This window comes from Coleofasciculus sp. FACHB-542, from assembly GCF_014695825.1.
Classification (GTDB): Bacteria; Cyanobacteriota; Cyanobacteriia; order Cyanobacteriales; family FACHB-T130; genus FACHB-T130.
The window spans coordinates 1-19,285 of the sequence record NZ_JACJPB010000015.1 but is presented as its reverse complement, the minus strand read 5'-3'; the positions used below and the strand labels follow the sequence as shown (position 1 = coordinate 19,285).

19 protein-coding genes and 1 pseudogene are annotated in these 19,285 nt (G+C 46.4%); 11 read left to right on the top strand and 9 right to left on the bottom strand.

The genetic code is table 11. The features are described from left to right. Positions 1 to 18 precede the first annotated feature (18 nt). Both H6F52_RS03430 and H6F52_RS03425 read left to right on the top strand, forming a co-directional pair. Positions 19 to 720 carry an alpha/beta hydrolase gene (locus tag H6F52_RS03430; protein WP_190531924.1) on the top strand — a complete coding sequence of 234 codons (702 nt, stop codon included), beginning with the start codon at positions 19 to 21 and terminating at the stop codon, positions 718 to 720. Positions 721 to 871: 151 nt separating this feature from the next. After that, positions 872 to 1,567: a cytochrome b N-terminal domain-containing protein gene (locus tag H6F52_RS03425; RefSeq protein ID WP_190531922.1), complete on the top strand. Its 696-nt coding sequence runs from the start codon at positions 872 to 874 to the stop codon at positions 1,565 to 1,567. A gap of 161 nt (positions 1,568 to 1,728) precedes the next feature. On the opposite strand, the gene H6F52_RS03420 is transcribed toward H6F52_RS03425, so the two are convergent. Next, positions 1,729 to 3,669, bottom strand: coding sequence for a cation:proton antiporter (locus tag H6F52_RS03420; RefSeq protein ID WP_190531920.1), 1,941 nt, complete (start codon positions 3,667 to 3,669; stop codon positions 1,729 to 1,731). A gap of 581 nt (positions 3,670 to 4,250) precedes the next feature. Here H6F52_RS03420 and H6F52_RS03415 point away from each other — a divergent pair. Continuing rightward, positions 4,251 to 5,126 carry a DUF5895 domain-containing protein gene (locus tag H6F52_RS03415; RefSeq protein WP_190429188.1) on the top strand — a complete coding sequence of 292 codons (876 nt, stop codon included), beginning with the start codon at positions 4,251 to 4,253 and terminating at the stop codon, positions 5,124 to 5,126. 136 nt (positions 5,127 to 5,262) lie between these two features. Here the strand turns inward: H6F52_RS03415 and H6F52_RS03410 are convergent, their stop codons facing one another. The 4 genes from H6F52_RS03410 to H6F52_RS03395 all read right to left on the bottom strand — a co-directional run bounded on the left by H6F52_RS03410 (position 5,263) and on the right by H6F52_RS03395 (position 8,189). Further along, the gene (locus H6F52_RS03410) at positions 5,263 to 6,459 is read right to left on the bottom strand and encodes a murein transglycosylase A (protein WP_190531918.1); all 1,197 of its coding nucleotides are present in this window, start codon (positions 6,457 to 6,459) and stop codon (positions 5,263 to 5,265) included. A gap of 27 nt (positions 6,460 to 6,486) precedes the next feature. Further along, positions 6,487 to 6,747, bottom strand: coding sequence for a hypothetical protein (locus tag H6F52_RS03405; RefSeq protein WP_190415235.1), 261 nt, complete (start codon positions 6,745 to 6,747; stop codon positions 6,487 to 6,489). Between the two features lie 230 nt (positions 6,748 to 6,977). Further along, positions 6,978 to 7,748 (bottom strand): hypothetical protein, encoded by a 771-nt coding sequence (locus H6F52_RS03400; protein ID WP_190415237.1) that lies wholly within the window; start codon positions 7,746 to 7,748, stop codon positions 6,978 to 6,980. A gap of 63 nt (positions 7,749 to 7,811) precedes the next feature. Beyond that, positions 7,812 to 8,189, bottom strand: a complete 378-nt coding sequence (locus H6F52_RS03395; RefSeq protein ID WP_190415239.1) for a Mo-dependent nitrogenase C-terminal domain-containing protein — start codon at positions 8,187 to 8,189, stop codon at positions 7,812 to 7,814. Positions 8,190 to 9,013: 824 nt separating this feature from the next. Between H6F52_RS03395 and H6F52_RS03390 the strand changes: the two genes are divergently transcribed. Further along, the gene (locus tag H6F52_RS03390; RefSeq protein ID WP_190531916.1) at positions 9,014 to 9,868 is read left to right on the top strand and encodes a WecB/TagA/CpsF family glycosyltransferase; all 855 of its coding nucleotides are present in this window, start codon (positions 9,014 to 9,016) and stop codon (positions 9,866 to 9,868) included. 61 nt (positions 9,869 to 9,929) lie between these two features. Here the strand turns inward: H6F52_RS03390 and H6F52_RS03385 are convergent, their stop codons facing one another. From H6F52_RS03385 to H6F52_RS03375, 3 genes are all read right to left on the bottom strand, one after another. Beyond that, positions 9,930 to 10,346, bottom strand: a complete 417-nt coding sequence (locus H6F52_RS03385) for a secondary thiamine-phosphate synthase enzyme YjbQ (protein WP_190531914.1) — start codon at positions 10,344 to 10,346, stop codon at positions 9,930 to 9,932. 15 nt (positions 10,347 to 10,361) lie between these two features. After that, positions 10,362 to 11,450 (bottom strand): glycosyl transferase, encoded by a 1,089-nt coding sequence (locus tag H6F52_RS03380; RefSeq protein ID WP_190531912.1) that lies wholly within the window; start codon positions 11,448 to 11,450, stop codon positions 10,362 to 10,364. Between the two features lie 67 nt (positions 11,451 to 11,517). Then, positions 11,518 to 12,714 (bottom strand): aminotransferase class V-fold PLP-dependent enzyme, encoded by a 1,197-nt coding sequence (locus H6F52_RS03375; RefSeq protein WP_190531910.1) that lies wholly within the window; start codon positions 12,712 to 12,714, stop codon positions 11,518 to 11,520. A 392-nt stretch (positions 12,715 to 13,106) separates the two neighbouring features. Here H6F52_RS03375 and H6F52_RS03370 point away from each other — a divergent pair, with 392 nt between their 5' ends. The 3 genes from H6F52_RS03370 to H6F52_RS03360 all read left to right on the top strand — a co-directional run bounded on the left by H6F52_RS03370 (position 13,107) and on the right by H6F52_RS03360 (position 16,414). Next, positions 13,107 to 13,304, top strand: a complete 198-nt coding sequence (locus H6F52_RS03370; protein WP_190531908.1) for an NblA/ycf18 family protein — start codon at positions 13,107 to 13,109, stop codon at positions 13,302 to 13,304. 154 nt (positions 13,305 to 13,458) lie between these two features. Beyond that, entirely contained in the window at positions 13,459 to 15,804 is a 2,346-nt protein-coding gene (gene pcrA / locus H6F52_RS03365; protein ID WP_190531906.1) for a DNA helicase PcrA, read from the top strand. A 49-nt stretch (positions 15,805 to 15,853) separates the two neighbouring features. Next, positions 15,854 to 16,414 (top strand): GNAT family N-acetyltransferase, encoded by a 561-nt coding sequence (locus H6F52_RS03360; RefSeq protein ID WP_199300363.1) that lies wholly within the window; start codon positions 15,854 to 15,856, stop codon positions 16,412 to 16,414. Between the two features lie 42 nt (positions 16,415 to 16,456). On the opposite strand, the gene H6F52_RS03355 is transcribed toward H6F52_RS03360, so the two are convergent. Then, positions 16,457 to 17,728, bottom strand: coding sequence for an FGGY-family carbohydrate kinase (locus H6F52_RS03355; protein WP_190531904.1), 1,272 nt, complete (start codon positions 17,726 to 17,728; stop codon positions 16,457 to 16,459). Between the two features lie 149 nt (positions 17,729 to 17,877). Here H6F52_RS03355 and H6F52_RS03350 point away from each other — a divergent pair, with 149 nt between their 5' ends. From H6F52_RS03350 to H6F52_RS03335, 4 genes and pseudogenes are all read left to right on the top strand, one after another. Beyond that, positions 17,878 to 18,081 (top strand): ChaB family protein, encoded by a 204-nt coding sequence (locus H6F52_RS03350; RefSeq protein ID WP_190531902.1) that lies wholly within the window; start codon positions 17,878 to 17,880, stop codon positions 18,079 to 18,081. A gap of 134 nt (positions 18,082 to 18,215) precedes the next feature. After that, a complete protein-coding gene (locus H6F52_RS03345; RefSeq protein WP_190531900.1) occupies positions 18,216 to 18,404 on the top strand; it encodes a hypothetical protein in 189 nt (62 codons plus the stop codon). A 29-nt stretch (positions 18,405 to 18,433) separates the two neighbouring features. Next, positions 18,434 to 19,066 carry an alpha/beta hydrolase gene (locus H6F52_RS03340; protein ID WP_190531898.1) on the top strand — a complete coding sequence of 211 codons (633 nt, stop codon included), beginning with the start codon at positions 18,434 to 18,436 and terminating at the stop codon, positions 19,064 to 19,066. 67 nt (positions 19,067 to 19,133) lie between these two features. Beyond that, positions 19,134 to 19,285 (top strand): annotated as a pseudogene (locus H6F52_RS03335) (IS701 family transposase); the annotation flags it as partial.

Genomic DNA, 19,285 nt, shown 5'->3' with positions numbered 1-19,285 from the left:
CAAAACCTAAAATCTCAAATGCCTTTACCGACTGTCATTTTGCCCGGATATCTCGAAGGCGCGATCGCCTACCGTCCACTCGAACAATCTCTACAAGAATCGGGTTTCCCCACTGTAACCGTACCCTTGCGAAGTCGGGATTGGGTGCCCACTGTAGGAGGACGGTCGATGATTCCGATTTTGCGGCAACTCGACCGCACGGTAAAACAAATGTTGCAGCAATACAACGTTTCTCAGCTTAACCTGATTGGTCACTCCGCTGGCGGCTGGATTTCCCGGATCTACCTGGGGGAAAAACCTTATTCTATTCACGGAGATGTCACAGAAGACGCTGGTTTGTGGCACGCTCACCCTTATGTTGCCACGCTTGTCACCTTGGGAACGCCCCATATCAGCGGGGAACGCTGGACGCGGAAAAATCTAGATTTTGTCAAGATGAACTATCCAGGAGCCTTCTACTCAACGGTGCGTTACATCTGCGTTGCCGGTAAATCTATCTTCGGGGCGAGGCGTCCGGGGCAGTGGCTAGCCTATAGCAGTTACAAACTTACCTGCGGGATTGGTAACACTTGGGGAGATGGGATTACGCCGATTGAAGCCGCTCATCTGGAGGGAGCAACCAATCTGGTTATCGAAGGTGTCAAGCACTCACCCAGAACTCCTGGAATTTGGTACGGTTCGCCAGTCGCTTTACCGTCTTGGGCGGAGTATTTGGCATGACATGGGTAATGCTGATGAGTCATTGGCGGTTGGCGAATCACTCATGACTCATCACAACGATTCAGCCTTTAGGCATACGCTGTTAGGACAACGAAATTCCTTCTGTAACTGGCTAGCATTTGACTAATGTTAAGAAAAGTAAAGTTTAGCCATGAAAACCGAGCAGTATGAATTTGTCCTTCGGCGTCTGGCTACGATCCTGGCTGTTGGGATTCTAACCTTGAGCCTAATCGCTGCTGTGACTGGAATTCTGTTAGCTTTCTACTACGAACCGGCGGCGGGTGGTGCTTATGATTCCCTGCAAGCGATCGCAAATGAAGTTTCTAATGGCTGGGTGATTCTCCGCGTTCACGATCTCGCCGGAAATGGGTTAATTGCCGTGTCTTTAATCGAAATTGTCGTGATGTTTCTGGGGCGACAATTTACGAATAGTTGGCTAACCGCTTGGATTAGTGGCATTTTATTGACATTAACTGCGATCGCGCTCGGTTGGACGGCGATGATTCTCGACTGGACTCAACTCGGCTACTGGCGTCTGAGCATTGAATTGGGAACCATCGAAGCCATTCCTTTTATTGGCTCTCAACTGCGAGACATCGTTACAGGTGGTGGAGCTATCACGACAGCTACTGTTGAACACCTCTACACCCTACACAGCTACATTTTATCCGGGGGAGCGATCGCGATCGCACTGATTCATCTAGGCGGGTTATTAGTCCAGGAAAGACAGCAAAAGCAGCTTCAGATAAAATTAGCTGCCACTAACTTAGCTGCCGAGTCAGAATCCGCGCAAGCACAGAACGATCCCAAATCTCTCAGCCTTAGCAGTGCTGAGTCACAGAAATAGCAAATTTATAGTCTCAAATCTAGTTCCACTTAGTAGCCTGCTCCTGGCAGGTTTCGGTTGTGTGCTTGCTGTCGCTGTGCGGTTTCAACCGCCGATTGCAAGAATATGCGATCGCTTTTCTTGCTTCCCAGGCAGATTGGCGTAGCCGCGACTGTCTTTTGTCAGGCTTCTGTAGGTTCTGTTTGAGGTTCTGGTTTGAGTTCTCCCAAAAGGACACCCACACTTGCAGATGAGATGGGCACCTCCTCGACTTCCGGCAGTTTCTCTAGCGCCAAACGAGAAGATGGACTCGCACCCGATAAACGCTTCAAGAGTTTTGGTCGAGGGTCATGCAGCACATAAATAATCTGATCTCCCGCTTCCCAATCCTCTGTCGCAGGCACCACTTGGAAACGCCCCTCCCGTAAAAATAGTAAGGGTACTAGCTCTCCAGAACGAATTAAGGCTTGTAGATGGGCTTGTTGAAACGAAAAACCAGGCTCTTTGAGTGACGTTTTGCCTAACTTCACCTGTCCATCGTTCAGGTATTGATTCCAATTCTTAATTGATAAATTAGGAATGAAAGCTTGGTGAACCTTACTATTATTAGTCGGTGTGTTTGCTTGGGGAAATACTGCCAACACACGAGGAGGACGAAACTCCTCAGAAGCACGCTGCGCCAACACTAAATTCACCTCCCCATTATTGGTCATTGCCAGGAAGGTTCCCATCGAGTCGAGTCCCGCCTCTTCCAGAACTTCCGTATCCAAACCACTGCTTAAGAATACCCGCAGATTTTCCTGCTCTGCTTTTTGGCACGCTTCGGGGTCTGTGTCAATCAGCACTACAGACTCTCCTTGTTCTTGAAACAAACGGGCAATCAGGCGGCTTAAGGGATTACAACCAATAATTACAGCGCCCGTTGCTTCCTGGAGGTTAATTTGCAGCCAATGAGCGACCCAACGTGCTGTCAGTCCTTGCAAAAATACGGTCAGGATAATCGTCAGGAAGACCAACGCTTTGATAGAATCGCCGCCGTTGATGCCCCGCTGGGTTAGAAAAATGGCAAATAGAGAAGCAACCGACGCCGAAACAATTCCTCTAGGAGCAATCCAGCACAAAAACAGTTTCTGCCGCCAGTTCAGGTCGCTATTGAAGGTACATAAGCCGATGTTTATCGGTCGCACGATAAACATCAGTGCCAGAACTGTAAACAAACTTCCCCACCCCAGCGCAAATACACTTGCGATGGACAAGTCAGCTGCCAGCAGGATGAACAAAACCGAAACGCCAAGAATCGTTAATTGTCCTTTAAATCGCCGCAACATCCGTTCTTCTGGGATTGAGGAGGCACCCAGAACAATTCCCGCCATCACGGTTGCCATCAACCCCGACTCACTGCGGATTGTTTGCGCCAAACCAAATAAGCCCCACAACCCAGCCAGAACGACCAGGTTATTTAAGTCTTCTGAAAGAAACTTGGCGCGTTTGATAATCCAACCCATCAACCAGCCACCGACAACGCCAATGCCGCCGCCGATGCCTAAGCGCAAGACGAGACCGATGAAAGCTTCGATGGGGTCGGTATCAGCGTTCAAAATGGTGTCTAGCACGACGACAGCCAAGATAGCCCCTACCGGGTCAATTAAGACGCCTTCTCCCTCCAGAAGTGCTGCTACTTGCCGGTCTACTTGCACCTGTTTCAGCAGAGGACTGATCACGGTTGGTCCCGTTACGACCACTAAGGAAGCGTAGAGAAAAGCGATAGGCCAGGGAAATTCACCCAGCCAGTGAGCTGCCATACCGCCGCCCAGAAGCGTGATCAGCGTTCCCAGCGTCACTAAGTTTCGCAGGCTGCCGGAAACCTTTCCCAACTCTCTCAGCTCTAGGTTCAGCCCCCCCTCAAACAGAATCACTGCCACTGCCAGAGCAGTAATGACCTCTAAGCCCGTACCTAGAGAATGCGGGTGTAGCAGGCGCAAGCCATCAGGTCCCAGGAGAATGCCAAACAGCAGCAAAAAGACGATGCTAGGAACCTGAAGATATTGGGCTAAAACCTGGGCGCTGATACCTGCAACAACCGTGATAACGATTTGCAGGGTTAGTTCAAAGGATGTTTCCATGTTGTAGATTTTGATAAAACCAACGAAGTTTTATCAATATCAATATCTTTGGTAAAGGATAGTAAATATTAACCCTTCCTGGCTGCTATGCAATAGTCAACCTGTCTTTGCATCGGATATTTTGAGACAAATATCTGTAGTCTATGATACACGGTCGGTCTAAAAATCTACTGAAAAAGCAAAAATTTGTCTGTGATGCAAACAGGGTATACAGAGTAGATGCCAAAAGCGCACAGAAGAAAAGTGCGATCGCTCCTTTACTGAATTGCTTGCCCTTTCAACCACGCTTTTCAATCCGTTTGTTGAGAAAAATCCAGCAGCAACTCCCCCAAATCTTCTCACTGGACAACCGTTCCTGCACTCAGAACGCAAAGAACCTCTTCCTACTGTGCTGGTTCGATCCTAGCAAGCTGTTCTAAGAAACACTGCTTCTTGCTGGCATTCAACTGGAGTAGGAGTGTCAATAAAGCCGGTTAGCTGCACTTGTGTTACTTTTATCATTTCTACGGTATCTTTTCGGATATCACCACTTGCTCCAGACTTGTAAACTTGATCAGCACACGACTTGGATGCCTAAGACCATGAACGCATCTGCGAATTTTGACTTCGACGACGACAGGTTCAATGCACCACCTTCTCAAGTTATCCCTTGGTGCCAGATGATCAATCCTCGATATGGGAAAACTGGCATCCAGCCGCACGGATTGGCAATTAAGCTAGATAACGCTAATGCGGTTGGCTTTAAACCGGATGCCACTTGGGACCAGGTGCAGCATGAGTTTAGCACCGGAGTCGAAACGCTGTTTATCACTACTACCCCCCGCTTAGTCATCGTGAGGCGGGGTCCATTGTCTGTGAAAGACCGTGAAACTGGGATGAAATTGGGTACGTTTAAAGATAACTACGATGCTTTCTTGGCAGACAAGCTCAAGTTTAAGACGTTCACTCGCCACTTGATTTTTTTAGTCGGGGAGAAACAAAAGCTTTTGCATCACTTGCCACTGCAATTGACGGTGAATGGTGCAGCAGGTGCTAGTTTTGGAAAATCCTACTGCGAGATGAAACAAGGTCAAGTCGTCGGTGGATTTATTGCTGAATTGGAAAAGGCTTATGCTCAGTATCGCAAGCAGCCTTTAACACCAAAAGGGCCGTTGTTTCATGCTCATGGAATTTTTTGTCCGTTAATTGAAATGGAGGAAAGGGGCAGTGGCACAAATACGGCTCTGGTGGCTAGTACAGTAGATTATGAGCATCCTACTGCTAAGAATTTGACAGAATATCTAATTTCTTCCAGTTCTGACGAGTCTGCGCTTATCTGCAAGACTTTTGAGGAGTACCAAGACTTCGGAAAAGAAAAACCGAAAGAGGAAACCCCCGCGCCCAAAATGGAGATGGCAGGGGTGTCTAGTTCATACGATTATCACGATGAATTTGAGTACGGCGAACCTCCTTATTAAATAGGACACAAGGAAAGAGTAAAAACTTAAAAAGGCAAAAGTAAAAACTTGTTACTTTTGCCTTTTTACTTTTAATTTCTAGGTAGGATTAGGACGCGATCGCCTCAATTTCTTAGGTTGGGGGACGCTAAAAAATTTACTGTTTTAGCAGCAGGTAATACAGTTGCCCGTTGCCGCCGGTAACACCCGCGCGATCGCCCGCCCGTTTACCCGTTCCGATAAAATAATCTACGCGACCGGGACCCAGAATTGCACTTCCTTTATCCTGGTCGAGTACGTAGCGACTCACCAGACGCTGTTCGATCTTACCGGCACGATTAAAGTAGGGAACTCTTGTATGAATTAAAGCTAAGGCACCCGGAGGCATCAAAGATTTATCGGTTGCAATCGAACGCTCAGCTGTGACCGGCACCCCAACGCTTCCCATCGCTGGGGCACCATTGGTTTCGTTGAAGAAAACAAAGCGCTGATTGCGCGGGATATAGTTACTCAGCTCTAAAGGATTTTGCTGGAAGTATTTGATCAGCACAGGTAACGTCAGACCGGATAGGGGCAGTTTGCCATCTTTAGCGAGTTCTTTCCCAACACTGGTGTAGGGGTAATCGGTTCCACCCGCATAACCGACCGTCATCACGCTTCCATCAGTCATCTGGAGCTGAGCAGAACCTTGGATTTGTACCAAGAATGCTTCCAGGCGATCGCTCATCCAAGCGAGTTCTAGCCCTTTTAGCGGACTGTTCGCTCCCAGCAAGCCATCCTCCCCTTCTAGCTGAACCCGTGTGGGGTGGGGTTTGGGCCAAGAGTTGAAGTTTGACGGCATCCCATAGAGAGGATAGCGATGCTCTGCCGTCTGCTTGCGGCTGGCTGTATAGGTTGGTTCGTAGTAGGCGGTGTACTGAACGTTCCCCTTGTTGTCCTTGCCTACAGACTGGTACAAGACAAACTCACGCTTGATTGCGGCTTGCAGTTCGGCAGCCGAACCAGAGTTGAGAACTAGCTGCCGAAAGCGAACCAAAGATCGGCGGACGCGATCGCGGGTGATTCCCGGCACCGGATACTGCTGGTAGGCTTGAGCGGCACTGTTTGTCTGTAAATATCGCAGACTGTTATCAATCGAGGCGATTAAAGCTTTTCGGTCTCCGGCTTGACCGTTTTGCCCCCAGATTTGCTCATCAAGTCCCAGTGCATCTGACCGGCAACAGACGAGATTTAAAAGGTTTGAGTTGACTGGTATCAGCGGAACGGACAGGGGATCTTTAGCGAGGGCAGGCAAAGTGACATTTCCCAGAGTTACACCAAAACTCAGGGACAGTAAAGCCAATGTCTTTCTCATTACTTACACCAAAAGGGAAAGTGATAGCTATTCGTAGTCACTTCTATCGACACTTCCGGCGAAGACAGGTTCCACTCGGATTGCCCTAATGCTGACGGGACGTATAACCATGTACTCGCCCTGGATATTTTTGATCGGCACACTGATAAAGTCCGTGGAGGCGGCTTTGGGCATCAGCTCGCCGCTGTACCACTTCTGAAACTCTTGAATGGTTGCAAAACGCACTTCTGCTTTGTGACCACCTTCTATCATCAGGTGTACAGCGTATTCGGTGGGAGTTCTCGGCATACAGTCGATTGATTTTCAATCCGTCCTGATTATTATGAGCTGAGAATGGTCGAAAATAACAGGCTATTTCTACAGAATTTTCTCAAAAGGTCATTCGTTATTAGTCTGTAGCAACCAACGAATGACGAATAGCACTGGCTTCAGAGCCTTGAATTAAAATTCAGGCTTCACGGCTAGAACCTGTTTTCACAGGTTGAAATTTATATACTGTAATGACCAGTGACGAATGACTAGGAAAACAGATTAAACCGATGCAGCAGGGTTTCTAGCAGGGGCGGTAAAGTCTGATGCAGTTCCGACGCACTGTTAAACAACAGTTGTTGATGGTTGGGAAGGTCAAAGGGAAACTGTCCCGACATCTCCGAACGCTCCATTTGAGCTAGCAGAATTTGTTCAGAACGCTTACTTTGAAAGGCGTAGCCAATTTCTACACAAACATTCGGACTAGGAATGAGTAGGGGCGTTTCTTCCCTGGAAATGCTAGTGATAGGTGTCCCATCAGCAACAAATAGCAGACTCTTCCGAATTTTTCGCATCTGCGTGGTGTTGAGGCGATTTGAGGCACCTGTGGGGCGGTTGGATACTTCTAGCGTCAAAGGAAGACGCGATCGCGTGTTTAATGCTTCTAGGGCGTTAGCCAGTCCCTCTCGCAGGGCTTCACTCGACGCCGCATATTCAGTCTGATGGCAGAGGAAGATAATCGGTTCCAGATTCGCCATCACCGTCTGTTTAGTGAAATAAATCTCGTGGCTTGTCAGGTCAATGTTGGAGATTATGTAGCCACCGCTGCCTTCGATGTAAAACTCTACCGATTCCCCTTCTAGATAACGACCAAACCAAGCTGAGCGCTTAACATCCTGGCTGTCTTCTAAAAAATCTGCCCGTAATCCAGACTTCAGCAAGCTATTTTTGCTCAATCGCAGATCGTGGGGACGTTTCTCTAATTCTTTAATCGGCTCATACTCTTGGAGATACCAGCCTCTCAGGGCAATGATAGCCATGATGTCTTATCAATAATGCACAGAATCTTCACGTCTTTAATTTAAGACGCCTGAGAAGGAATCTTAGCAGTATGCGGTGACATCTTCTCCACATTCATCTGCTAGATAGCAAAGTGCCCGGAAACGTAGGCTTACGACTTCTTCGTAAAGCGGATTCAGCTTGCACATTGGAGGAATGTGAAACAGGGTGCGACCAAATACTTTGATATCGCGCTCAAAGGGGCACTGGGAGGGGATTGACTTGCACAGGCGATGAGCGAGTTCGCGATCGCGCACTTGTATATTGTCAATCCACTCGCGCAGAGGTTGCAGGAAGTTCAACCGCGTCCGTGCTTTTGTGGGTTGTTGAATCGGGGCTACCTTTTGGGAAACCTCTTCTTGAGGCATCCAGAACCAGCTTGTCAGGGAAATATTTTTTACTGTATACTGGGATACATTCATGATGCTTCTCCTGTGTTACGTTTTCAAGTCTTCAAAAAGCTAAATTTAACTGTCTGTCCTTTATCTACAACTGCGACTCTGCTTTTACCGGATGCTGGCTGTGAGATTTGAGCGTTTCTAGAAACTTTGACCGTTAAACTTACTTAATCATTGACGCGCGATCGCTATTTTTTGTTCTTTGCTCGGTTAATCTCGGATGCCGACTTGACAGACAAAAGGCTTGTGAGAACTCTTCTGTTATCATCCTCCCTAATTTCCTGTCTATATTGCGTGAGGAACATCACTGAATATTTGTGAGTGTCCCTTCCAGGTTTCAGTGATTACACGCATATATTGCCACTGCACTCTCGCATAAACTTGTCTGCATAAAGGCTGTAAGGTCTGTGGTTGCTTTGCTTTCGGCAAAAATGCCCCTAGACGCTTCGCGGCTCGCTCGCTTCCTAACTTTTCTTAGAATCAGAGCCATTTATTTTCCTTTAACGACGAGAAAATAATCATTCATTGAAAACTCTAAGGAGAAGTGAAAGACAGTGAAAGAACCTAGCCAAGTTGATAAAATCATTTCCCGTCTACCAATTTGAATTCAGCAATTTTGCTGATGAAATAAAAAATAAAAGTTGGTAATAAATTACCTATTTCACTGAGGAATAAAAAAATAGACATAGAAATCTTAAGCTACAGCTAGTTGATTCAGTTTTTGCCCTATTTTCAAAGAGCAATACTTAAAAATCATTAAAAATAAATTTCGTAAAAGTACTTGCAAAGTTATACTGCAAAGGTAAATTATGATCGCTCTACAAAATATATGTGAGTTCAAGGTAAAGATGAACACCCGAACTTTAAAAACAACTCCAATTAAGACAAATATATTGGGAATTGGAGTCAGTCGTACTAAATATAAAGACTGTACGGATTTGATTATTCAAAGTGCCCAATCACGCCAATCTTGTACCGTTGCAGCAGTGAATGTCCATAGCATTACCTCCGGTTATCTTGACCCAGACGGTCATGGTTATCAACTCAATCAATTTACTCTAGTTGCCCCTGATGGTCAGCCGGTGCGTTGGGCGCTCAATCTTCTTCGTAATCGTGATGAAGAGATACTCCCGGAGCGGGTGCGGGGTCCAGAGCTAATGTTAAATATTTGCGAACAAGCTGCTGCTAAAGAAATAAGTATTTTTCTATATGGCTCTACGGAAGCAGTTCTGGAAACTTTACAGAAGAATCTACAAGAAAAATTTCCCAGATTGATAATTGCCGGAGCAGTTTCTCCTCCGTTTCGCCCTTTAACGCCGCAAGAAGATGCGGCATACACTAAACAAATTCGGGAATCTGGCGCGGGAATTGTCTTTGTTTCTTTGGGTTGTCCGCGCCAAGAAGCATGGGCTTTTAATCATCGCCATCAGCTAGATTGTCCGCTCGTTGCGGTGGGTGCTGCTTTTGATTTTCATTCTGGCAACATTCCTGAAGCTCCGTTCTGGATGCAAAGCTTAGGTTTAGAATGGCTTTTCCGCTTTTTACAGGAACCCAAACGCTTGTGGAAGCGCTATTGGTTACTTAATCCTCTTTATTTGATTCTTTTGGGTTTACAGCTGCTCAAATTACTTCCTGTCGAGCAAGACCCAATAGAAGTAGAAACCAGCAGCGCTGAGCGCCACCCAGAAGCAATCAATCGCTAGTTACAAAGTTGTGTCGCAGTTACGGATTGAAGTCACTAGCGTTTTGGAACGCTCATCTAGCTTAGTCACCCGCGATGTGAACAACAATTTCTCGATAATGACCGCGCTGCCGATGTTCCCAAATATAGATTCCCTGCCAAGTTCCCAATAGCAATTTACCGCCAGCGATGGGGATTTGTTCAGAAGTATGAGTCACAGCAGTGCGAATGTGAGCTGGCATATCATCAGGGCCTTCTGCATTGTGGAAGTAGCGATCGCTTTCCGGCACGAGTTTTGTTAAAAAGTTCTCTAAATCTTTGAGAACATCTGGATCGGCATTTTCTTGAATCAGCAGACTGGCTGAGGTATGACGCAAAAACAGGGTGCAAAGTCCAGTCTGTATACGCGAATCTGTAACGATCGCTTGAACTTTGGGCGTAATTTTGTATAAAGATTTGCCAGGAGTTTGAACGGTCAGGATCTGTTGGTAATGAGTCATTGCGGCTCGAAAAAATTAACGGTTTTGGAAATAGCTGACGACAGCACGGGCGATCGCTTCGGTTCCATCTGTCGCCACCATCTGAGACTGATGGGGTGGAAGCATTGGTTGATGCAAAAACTCCCAGTTGCTTTGGAAGAACTCAGCAGGTTTTAGAATTTGATGATAGGTATGATTTTGGATACCTTCAAGCAGCAGAGGCGCTTCGGCAAAGTCTTCTCGTGTTAGCGTCACAATCGGTACTCCCAATCGCAAAGCTTCGGCAAAAGTGCTGTATCCAGGTTTGGAAACGACGCGCCCGCATACTGGCATAAAATCGACTGGGCGGTAAGATTGATCTGTAATTTTTATGAGATTGGGTAAATCGGGTGCATTCCGATCAAAGGTGATAAATTGCCAATCGGAAAACTTTAGCAAATTGTCGTAGGGAATTTCTTGTAACCCTAAGCCGCCGAAGGTGAGCAAGATGGTTTGCTCGGTCGGTGTGGTAATTCCCCATTTAGATCGTAGTGTGTCTGGGCTGTGGCGGGGAGTGCCGCCGGTTAAACCGACATCGACGATCTGTGGGAAAGCGCTCATCGATTCGTGGAAGGGCAAGCGAAACAAGCGATCGCATTTTTCATAACATTCGCTTATCCAATCCGCAATTGCAATAAACTCTCCTCCCCACGCCCGATAGATAAAGTCCCAGCCAAAATTACTCAGCATCCAACAAGGAATCCCAGCGGCTTTGCCGATTGACGCTGCTAACGGTGGAATATCTGCCAAAATCAAACCCACTCGGTTTTGACGGATAAAGTTTACTTCACTGGCAATGATAGATTTTTCTTGAGCGCGAATTTGTTGCACTTTTTCCAAAGTCGCGGTTTTATCCATTGCGAAACTATCAGCTTGCACAACGCCGATATCAAAAGCGCGGGGGCGATGGATAAAATCTCCTGGAATATAAGATTCTAGTAACCAGCGGGGTGCTGTTGTTACCAGAATCAGCAAAATTTCCGGATACATTTGCTGAACTGCCGCCGCGACGGATGCCGCCCGGACTGCATGACCAAAGCCATGATTGGTGATAGCGATGTATAAAATTGGATGTTTAGCAGTCATTCGTTCGTAATCAGTAGTTATTAGTCATGAGTCTAGTTGCTAATTCCTAAGGTCTAACGATCGATAACTACTGACTCAATTGTTGAATGGCTTCAACAAGTTGGTCAATGTCAGATGGCAGGGTGAAATAGTGAACGCAGGCGCGTACACAGTCGGGATTGCGGATTGTCCGAACCAGCAAGTTTTGATTTTCTAAAGATTGTACTAATTGCTGGTGATTGCCCTCTCCTGAAAGCTGGAAGGAGACAAGACCGGATTCCGGCGGTGCATTTCGCAGACATTTGATGTGAGGAAGTTCGGCTAAACGTTGCCAGAGGTATTGGCTCAACTCCAGGATTTTTTGGAAGCGAGATTCTGGGGTTCCCCATTGCTGATGAAGAGCGATCGCTGCCCTAAGCCCAGCATAGAGGGGATAGGCAGAAGTCGCGACTTCATATCTTCGCCCATCCGGTTGCCAGCCAATCGGTTGACCGGATGAATTGTAAAGAATGCTGCGCCAGCCGATAAACGTGGGATTCAGGCTTTCTAAAGCTTCCGGTCGCACGTACAGACCACCGACGCCTTCTGGCCCGCACCACCACTTGTGACCCGTGAAAGCATAAAAATCAATCCCCAATTCTGTCAAATTTAGCGGCATTGACCCCACGGATTGAGCTGCATCCACCAAAATTCTGATGGGATGATTTTCGGTGGAATGGTTGCGGCAGGCGGCAGCAATTTCAGCCAGCGGCAAGACTTGACCCGTGTTCCAGAGGATATGACTCAGCACTACCATTCTGGTCTTGGGGCGCAGATATTCTGCGATCGCTGCTACGGGATCGCCTTCATTCAAAGTTCCCATGAGCGGACAGCAGGATACTTCAATTCCAAAGCGCCGTTGGAGTTCCTGCACAGTTGCCACAATGCCTGGATGTTCGCAGTCAGAAATTAGTAAATGTTCTCCGGCTTGCCAGTCCATGCCCCAGAGGGCGATATTGCAGCCGACGGTGACATCTTCAGTCAGGGTAATGGTTTCGGTGGGAACACCCAGGGAAGACGCGATCGCACCTCTCGTTTCCGTTGCCTCCCGTACTACCCAACTCCCTACCTCATTAGAAAACGGCCCCACACGCTGCACGTATTCATAGGATTGGAAAATCGCATCCAATGCTGCTTGAGGCATTGGGCCTTGACCGCCATAGTTGAAATAGGCTTTATTCGCGAGAGCTGGAAATTGCTGCCGATGGCGTTCTAGCAGCGTTTGTCCTGGAGAAATGCGTGCCATAGTATCAATATTAGACTTCACTTGAACAAGGAATTGTCACTTTGTAGCCTTGCTGGATACGGCAGCAGAGGCGTTGCAAATAGTTATTGCTGTGACCGTTGCTAGATAATGTTAACTTATTTAAAAAATTGCATAAATCCGGTGTTTGGACTTGACAAGTTTACAAGAGCGTGAATTGAGTTTCACGAAGTCTCTGTCTCAGATTTCCCTTGTATGCAGGTTACAAAAATGGCGTTGAGTGTCGGTTAAGTTACTGTGCGTCTAATACCAAGTTTTCTTGTTGATGCTACACAACATTTAAAAACCAGTCATTTCCCTGGTCAATAACAAACAACAAGGGAGAATCAAAAATCGGTTCAAATTTCATCTTATGACGAGTAAAGGAACTCGCTATGAATCAGCCAATTGAATTATCTTTAGAGCAAAAATTCAGTATTAGAAGCTTCTCAGACCAAGTGCAAAATATGTCCCGCGAACAAGCACAGGAATTTTTGATTATGCTGTACGAGCAAATGATTGTCAAAGAAAATATGTACAAGTCCTTTCTGAAGCACGAGTGGGGACTTGATGCAGGCGAAATGTCTGCATGAATCTTACCCGTAGTGGCACATTCGGGATGATAAAGTTAATGCTGGGCGATCGCACTCTCTTAAGGGAGGGACGGCAATGGTGGTCAACCAGGTTAGGTAGTATGGGATAGCCTTGCTAAAATACGCTCTTGCGTCGCATCCCTCCAGTTGAACCATGACCACCACTACTGACTTCCTTAGCCACCTCAACCCCTCCCAGCGTCGCGCTGTCGAGCATTTCTGCGGGCCTTTGCTGGTTGTTGCCGGTGCTGGTTCCGGCAAAACGAGGGCGCTGACTTATCGAATTGCCAATCTCATTTTGAAGCACCGGGTCGATCCGGAAAATATCCTGGCGGTGACTTTTACCAACAAAGCCGCGCGGGAGATGAAGCAGCGGATGGAAAAGCTGTTTGCCGAACAGCTCGCTGAAAAAGAATATGGGAAGCCGCTGACAGCGTTACCAGCGGATGAACAAACAAGATTGCGATCGCGCGTTTATAAAATTTACATCAAAGACTTGTGGATTGGTACTTTTCACAGTCTGTTCTCTCGTATCCTTCGATACGATATCGAGAAATATCAAGACGAAAGAGGACGTAAGTGGAGCCGCAATTTTTCAATTTTTGACGAGTCCGACGCTCAAAGTTTGGTGAAAGAGATTGTCACTAAACAAATGAACCTGGATGAGAAAAAGTTTGAGCCGCGTTCGGTTCGTTATGCCATCAGCAACGCCAAAAATCAGGGATTTCCCCCCAAAGAATTTGAGGCAGAACAGTCAAATTATCGCGGACGGGTAATCTCGGAAGTTTACAGCAAATACCAAGATAGGCTGGCAGAAAATAACGCGCTTGACTTCGACGATCTGATTGCGATTCCGGTAAAGCTATTTCAACAAAACGAGCAAGTCTTAGGTTACTGGCATCGAAAATTTGGTCACATTTTGGTGGATGAATATCAAGATACCAACCGGATTCAGTACGATCTGATTCGCCTGCTGACGACGAATGGAGAAACTAGGAAGAATGAGTGGGATTGGAAAAATCGCTCAGTTTTTGTAGTTGGTGATGCAGATCAATCCATCTACTCTTTCCGCATGGCAGATTTCACTATCTTGCTAGAATTTCAAGAAAATTTTGGGGATGGTTTGCCGGATGACGATACGCGGACGATGGTGAAGCTGGAGGAAAATTATCGCTCTAGGGAAAATATTCTCCAAGCGGCAAATAAACTCATTGAAAATAACACTCAGCGGATTGATAAAATTCTCAAAGCGACACGCGGGGCAGGCGAACAAATTTTTTGTCACAAAGCCGACAACGAGATTACAGAAGCTGAGTTCGTCGTGCATCAAATTCGCAACCTGAAACATAAAGATCCAGAGTTAGACTGGGGGAGTTTTGCGATTCTCTACCGCACGAATGCTCAATCTCGTGCTTTTGAAGAGTGCTTGGTGCGTGCGGGTGTTCCCTACAACATTGTTGGGGGTTTAAAATTTTACGACCGCAAAGAAATTAAAGATGCGATCGCGTATCTGCGGCTCATTGTGAATCCAGCGGATGCGCTGAGTTTGTCGCGAATCATTAATACTCCACGGCGCGGTATTGGCAAAGCGACCTTGGATGCGATCTCGGATGTCGCCCAAGAATTAGGCGTATCGATGTGGGAAATCCTCAAAGACGAAACCTCTGTGAAGACTTTAGCTGGACGGGCGGCGAAGTCTATTAACAGTTTTGTGCAGATGATTTGCCACTGGCAGCTACAATTGGACACTCTGCCAGCTTCGGAAATCGTGCAGGGAGTGATGCAAGATTCTGGTTATATTCAGGATTTGAAAAGTCAAGGCACCGACGAATCGCAAAACCGATTGGAAAACGTCCTCGAACTCAAAAACGCTGTTCTGCAATTTGAGGAAGAAAACGAAGATTCAAGCTTAGAGGGTTTTCTCGCAAGTGCTTCCCTATCTTCTGATTTGGATGATGTGAAAGAAGAGCGATCGCGCTTGTCGCTGATGACGTTGCACTCTGCCAAAGGACTAGAATTTCCAGTCGTCTTTTTAGTAGGAATGGAGCAAGGATTGCTTCCTCATACTCGGACTCTCAACGATCCGGCGCAGCTGGAAGAAGAACGCCGCCTCTGTTATGTGGGCATCACCCGCGCTCAAGAACGACTCTATCTCACCCATGCCCGCGAACGTCGCCTCTGGGGTTCCCGCGAACCAGCCATTCATTCTCAGTTTCTCAAGGAGTTACCCGCAGATTTGCTGAGTAGTAATTTACCCAAGGCAACTGCTAATAGTCGCGCTGGTATGGCGTCAACATCTCCGAGACAAACATCCAATGGTGCCAGCAGTCTAGGGCAGAATTGGAGCGTGAGCGATCGCGTCCTCCACAAAGCGTTTGGTGTCGGTCAAATTACGAACATTTTCGGGCAAGGAAGCAAAATTACTCTCGCTGTGAGATTTCCTGGCATCGGTATAAAAATCATCGATCCTAAGATTGCTCAACTGCAACGAGCGGAATAAACAGTCAGGAGAGCTGATTCATTCAAAACTCAAAACAATTGATTGAGTCGTGAGTAAAATCGCCCCAAAGGAATACCAGTCGAAAACTGGAGATGTTGTTACAGTCCGGAGTGCCTTGATTGAGGATGCAAAAGCTCTCGTCGATCTTCAATTTTCAGTCGCTCAGGAAGGCAAGTATATGGTGACTGAGGCTGAGGAATTTAACTTAACCAAATCGGAGGAAAAAGAAACAATTGAACAGCATTCTCAGCAACCAGGGCAGCTTTACTTGGTAGCTGAGATTAACAACACAGTTGTCGGATTTGTTGAGTTTGAGAACGGAAACCGAAGACGCACCTCTCATAGTGGGATACTCTCCATTTTTGTTGGCAGAGAATGGAGAGGAAAAGGCATCGGCTCGTTTTTGCTGCAAGAACTGCTTGATTGGGCAGCTAATGAGCCGCTGATAGAAAAAGTGACTCTAGCAGTATTCTCTACAAATCGCAGCGCGATCGCTCTTTACAAAAAATTTGGCTTTGAAGAAGAAGGAAGATGTCCTAAAAATATGAAATTAGCAATAGGTAAGTATATCGATAGTGTATTGATGTACAAATTTGTAAAAAAAATGTAGAGACGCAATATATCACGTCTCTACATAATAAAGGAAACATTCTCACTTGATATCGAGTCCGCGCATAGCCAATAACGCCGAACCATATGCAGCGGCTGTGTGCATTGGCGGAACAATTGGGACTTGTAGATAACGACCACGAATTTTTGCCCAAGCGGGATTTTTCGCACCACCTCCAGCCGTATAAATGCCAGTTAGAGGAGTGCTACCGAGTTGTTGTAAAAGTTGATATCCTCGTGCTTCAATACGGGCAATACTTTCGAGCAAACCATGTAGAAATTCTACTGGATTATCGGGACGGGGTTCCAGTCGTGGCGGTAGATGGGGGTCGTTAATGGGGAAGCGATCGCCTTCTTTTAACAACGGATAATAATCCAGTAAACTTTCTTTTTCTGCATCAATTTGACTGCTGAGGCTTTCTAACTCAGCATCGGTGAAAAATTTTCGCAGCACTGCACCACCCGTATTAGAAGCACCACCAACTAACCACAAATCTCCTAGGCGATGACTGTAAATCCCGTATTTTGCATCATCTACGCGAGTGCGACTTAACAGCTTCAGCACTAGCGTTGAACCGAGGGAGGTACTTGCTTCACCGGGAGACTTGGCACCGCTAGCGATAAAAGCCGCAATACTATCCGTAGTGCCAGCACACACTACGCAATCTTTGGGTAATCCAAACTTAGTAGTAATTTCAGGTTTTAGTTCAGCAACAGGTGTCCCTGGGGCAATAACTTCAGGAAGATGAACGGGTAACTTGAGATTTACTAACCATTCTGGATAACATAAATTTTCGACATCGTAGCCTAATTTTAAACAATTTTGATAGTCACTTATGCCCAGTTTTCCATGTAATAAAAATGCCAGCCAATCTGCCTGATGAAGGAAGTAATAATTTTGAATTATAGGAGTAGACCCTTGTACCTGCTCTGAATTTTGAAGCAACCATAAAAGTTTGGCGAGGCTGGAGGTAGCGCTTAATACCGTGTGGTTTGGGGGCGCAATTTCCTGCAACTGCGCCATGACTTCCACCCCTCGCGCATCGTTATAGAGGATAGGTTCAGTAACAGGTTTACCAGCGTCATCGCACAGCAGCACTGTGGAAGAAGTTCCATCAATCGCGATCGCTTTAATTTCCCCGCGTACTTCCAAAGGGATTTGCTCAATCAAGGAAAACAAAGCTTTCTCCCAGCTTGCAGCCAATGCTGCTCCCTCAAAGAGATATTCCACCTCAGCTTGGATCGTCCCATCCGCGTGAATTGCGACGGCTCGTGCGCCAGAGGTGCCAAAATCAATGCCAAGGTAGAGGTTCATAATGAGATTATCGATTCAGGTTCTAGAGAGACTCAAGTTATTTTATTTGCTATCTCTAGTTAATTAAATTAGAAAATAGGTCTTTAGAGATAGAATTTTAAAATTTTAAAATTGCAAGTTAGTATTACATGAATCAGGTGATTAAATTTATGCCTTATAAACAAACTGACGAATTACCAGATTCGGTAAAAAATCACCTACCCAAGCACGCCCAAGAAATTTTTCTCGCTGCCTTTAACAATGCTAACGAAGAGTATACAGAGGAAGAAACTGCCTTCAAGGTTGCTTGGAGTGCAGTAAAGCGCGATTACGAAAAGGGAGATGATGGGAACTGGCATAAAAAGCCGGAATAGATATGACAACAATAAAATCAGGTTTGGCTGAATGGAGCTTATAGGGAGCTTTTTCCAGGTAAATGGGCGCAATGCGCGATCGCTCTCTCATGTTTGCGAGCGATGCGTAGAAAATAACATCGACTGGTTTATCGATGCGATCGCCTCCTGAAGAGCCAGCTGAAGCCGCTCAAGCAGAAGTGACAACAGCTCAAGCCGAAGCTGCTGCGAAGCAACGAACAGCACTTCATGCAAACGCGATCGCAGTAGAAAGAGATGCGATCGCGCTTATTAACATCTGCAAACAACTCTGGAGTCTGGTTCCTCCAATAGGTAGACAATAGTGCTTCATACCCAAAGTACAGAGGTCACAATGTCTGAACCCACAAGAAGTCCCCAACCAATCATTTTAATTCGAGGTTTTGGTGGACTCGACGTTGCCGACGAGAAAAAAGACACCTACCAGAGATTTAATGTTGGTACCGTTTACCCTCAAAAACAAGGTGAAAACTACATCTACGAGGGGCTAATTCTGCGGTTTATGAAGTCGAACTGGAAGTACCAAGACACCACTAACGTCGTCGGGTACTACGGTAAAACTTATGCCTACGAACCGCTGCTACCGGAGAAACTGAAGCGCTCCACAGATAAGGATATCGTGGAAAAATTTATGCGCTTGAAGGAGTTGGGCTATTTTTCTGGCAATAAGATCATTATCGACCCCGGCATGGCGCTACATCTGCTGGAAACGGTGGAGCAACCCTGGCAAACTCTCTGGGTATTTCGGTACTACGACTTGGACGAGCGAAAATTTAACGTGTATGGTGAAGCTCTCGTTCGCTTGATCGACTTTATTCGGGAACTCACAGTCCAAAAGGAAGGCTTTAAGCCCAAGGTGAATATCATTGCCCATTCAATGGGTGGACTCATCGCACGCGAGGCAGTTCAACGCACTTATCCAACCTCGAAGCAACAGAAGGCAGAGAATTACATTAACGGTGCTTAAACGAAAAACAAGACTCTAAAAAGGTATAATACAGACATGGCAACCATTTCACGTTATGGTGTGATAAATGAAAGAGACAACTCCCGCCGCCATGCCCCCTTGTTTCAATAGATGGTGCAAACGCTTTGATGATATATTGACGCATCAAGCCCAAAAACGGGAGTTTAGGAACTATATAAGCGGATTATTGGGGGAAAGTGAACGAAAAAACCTGTCTCA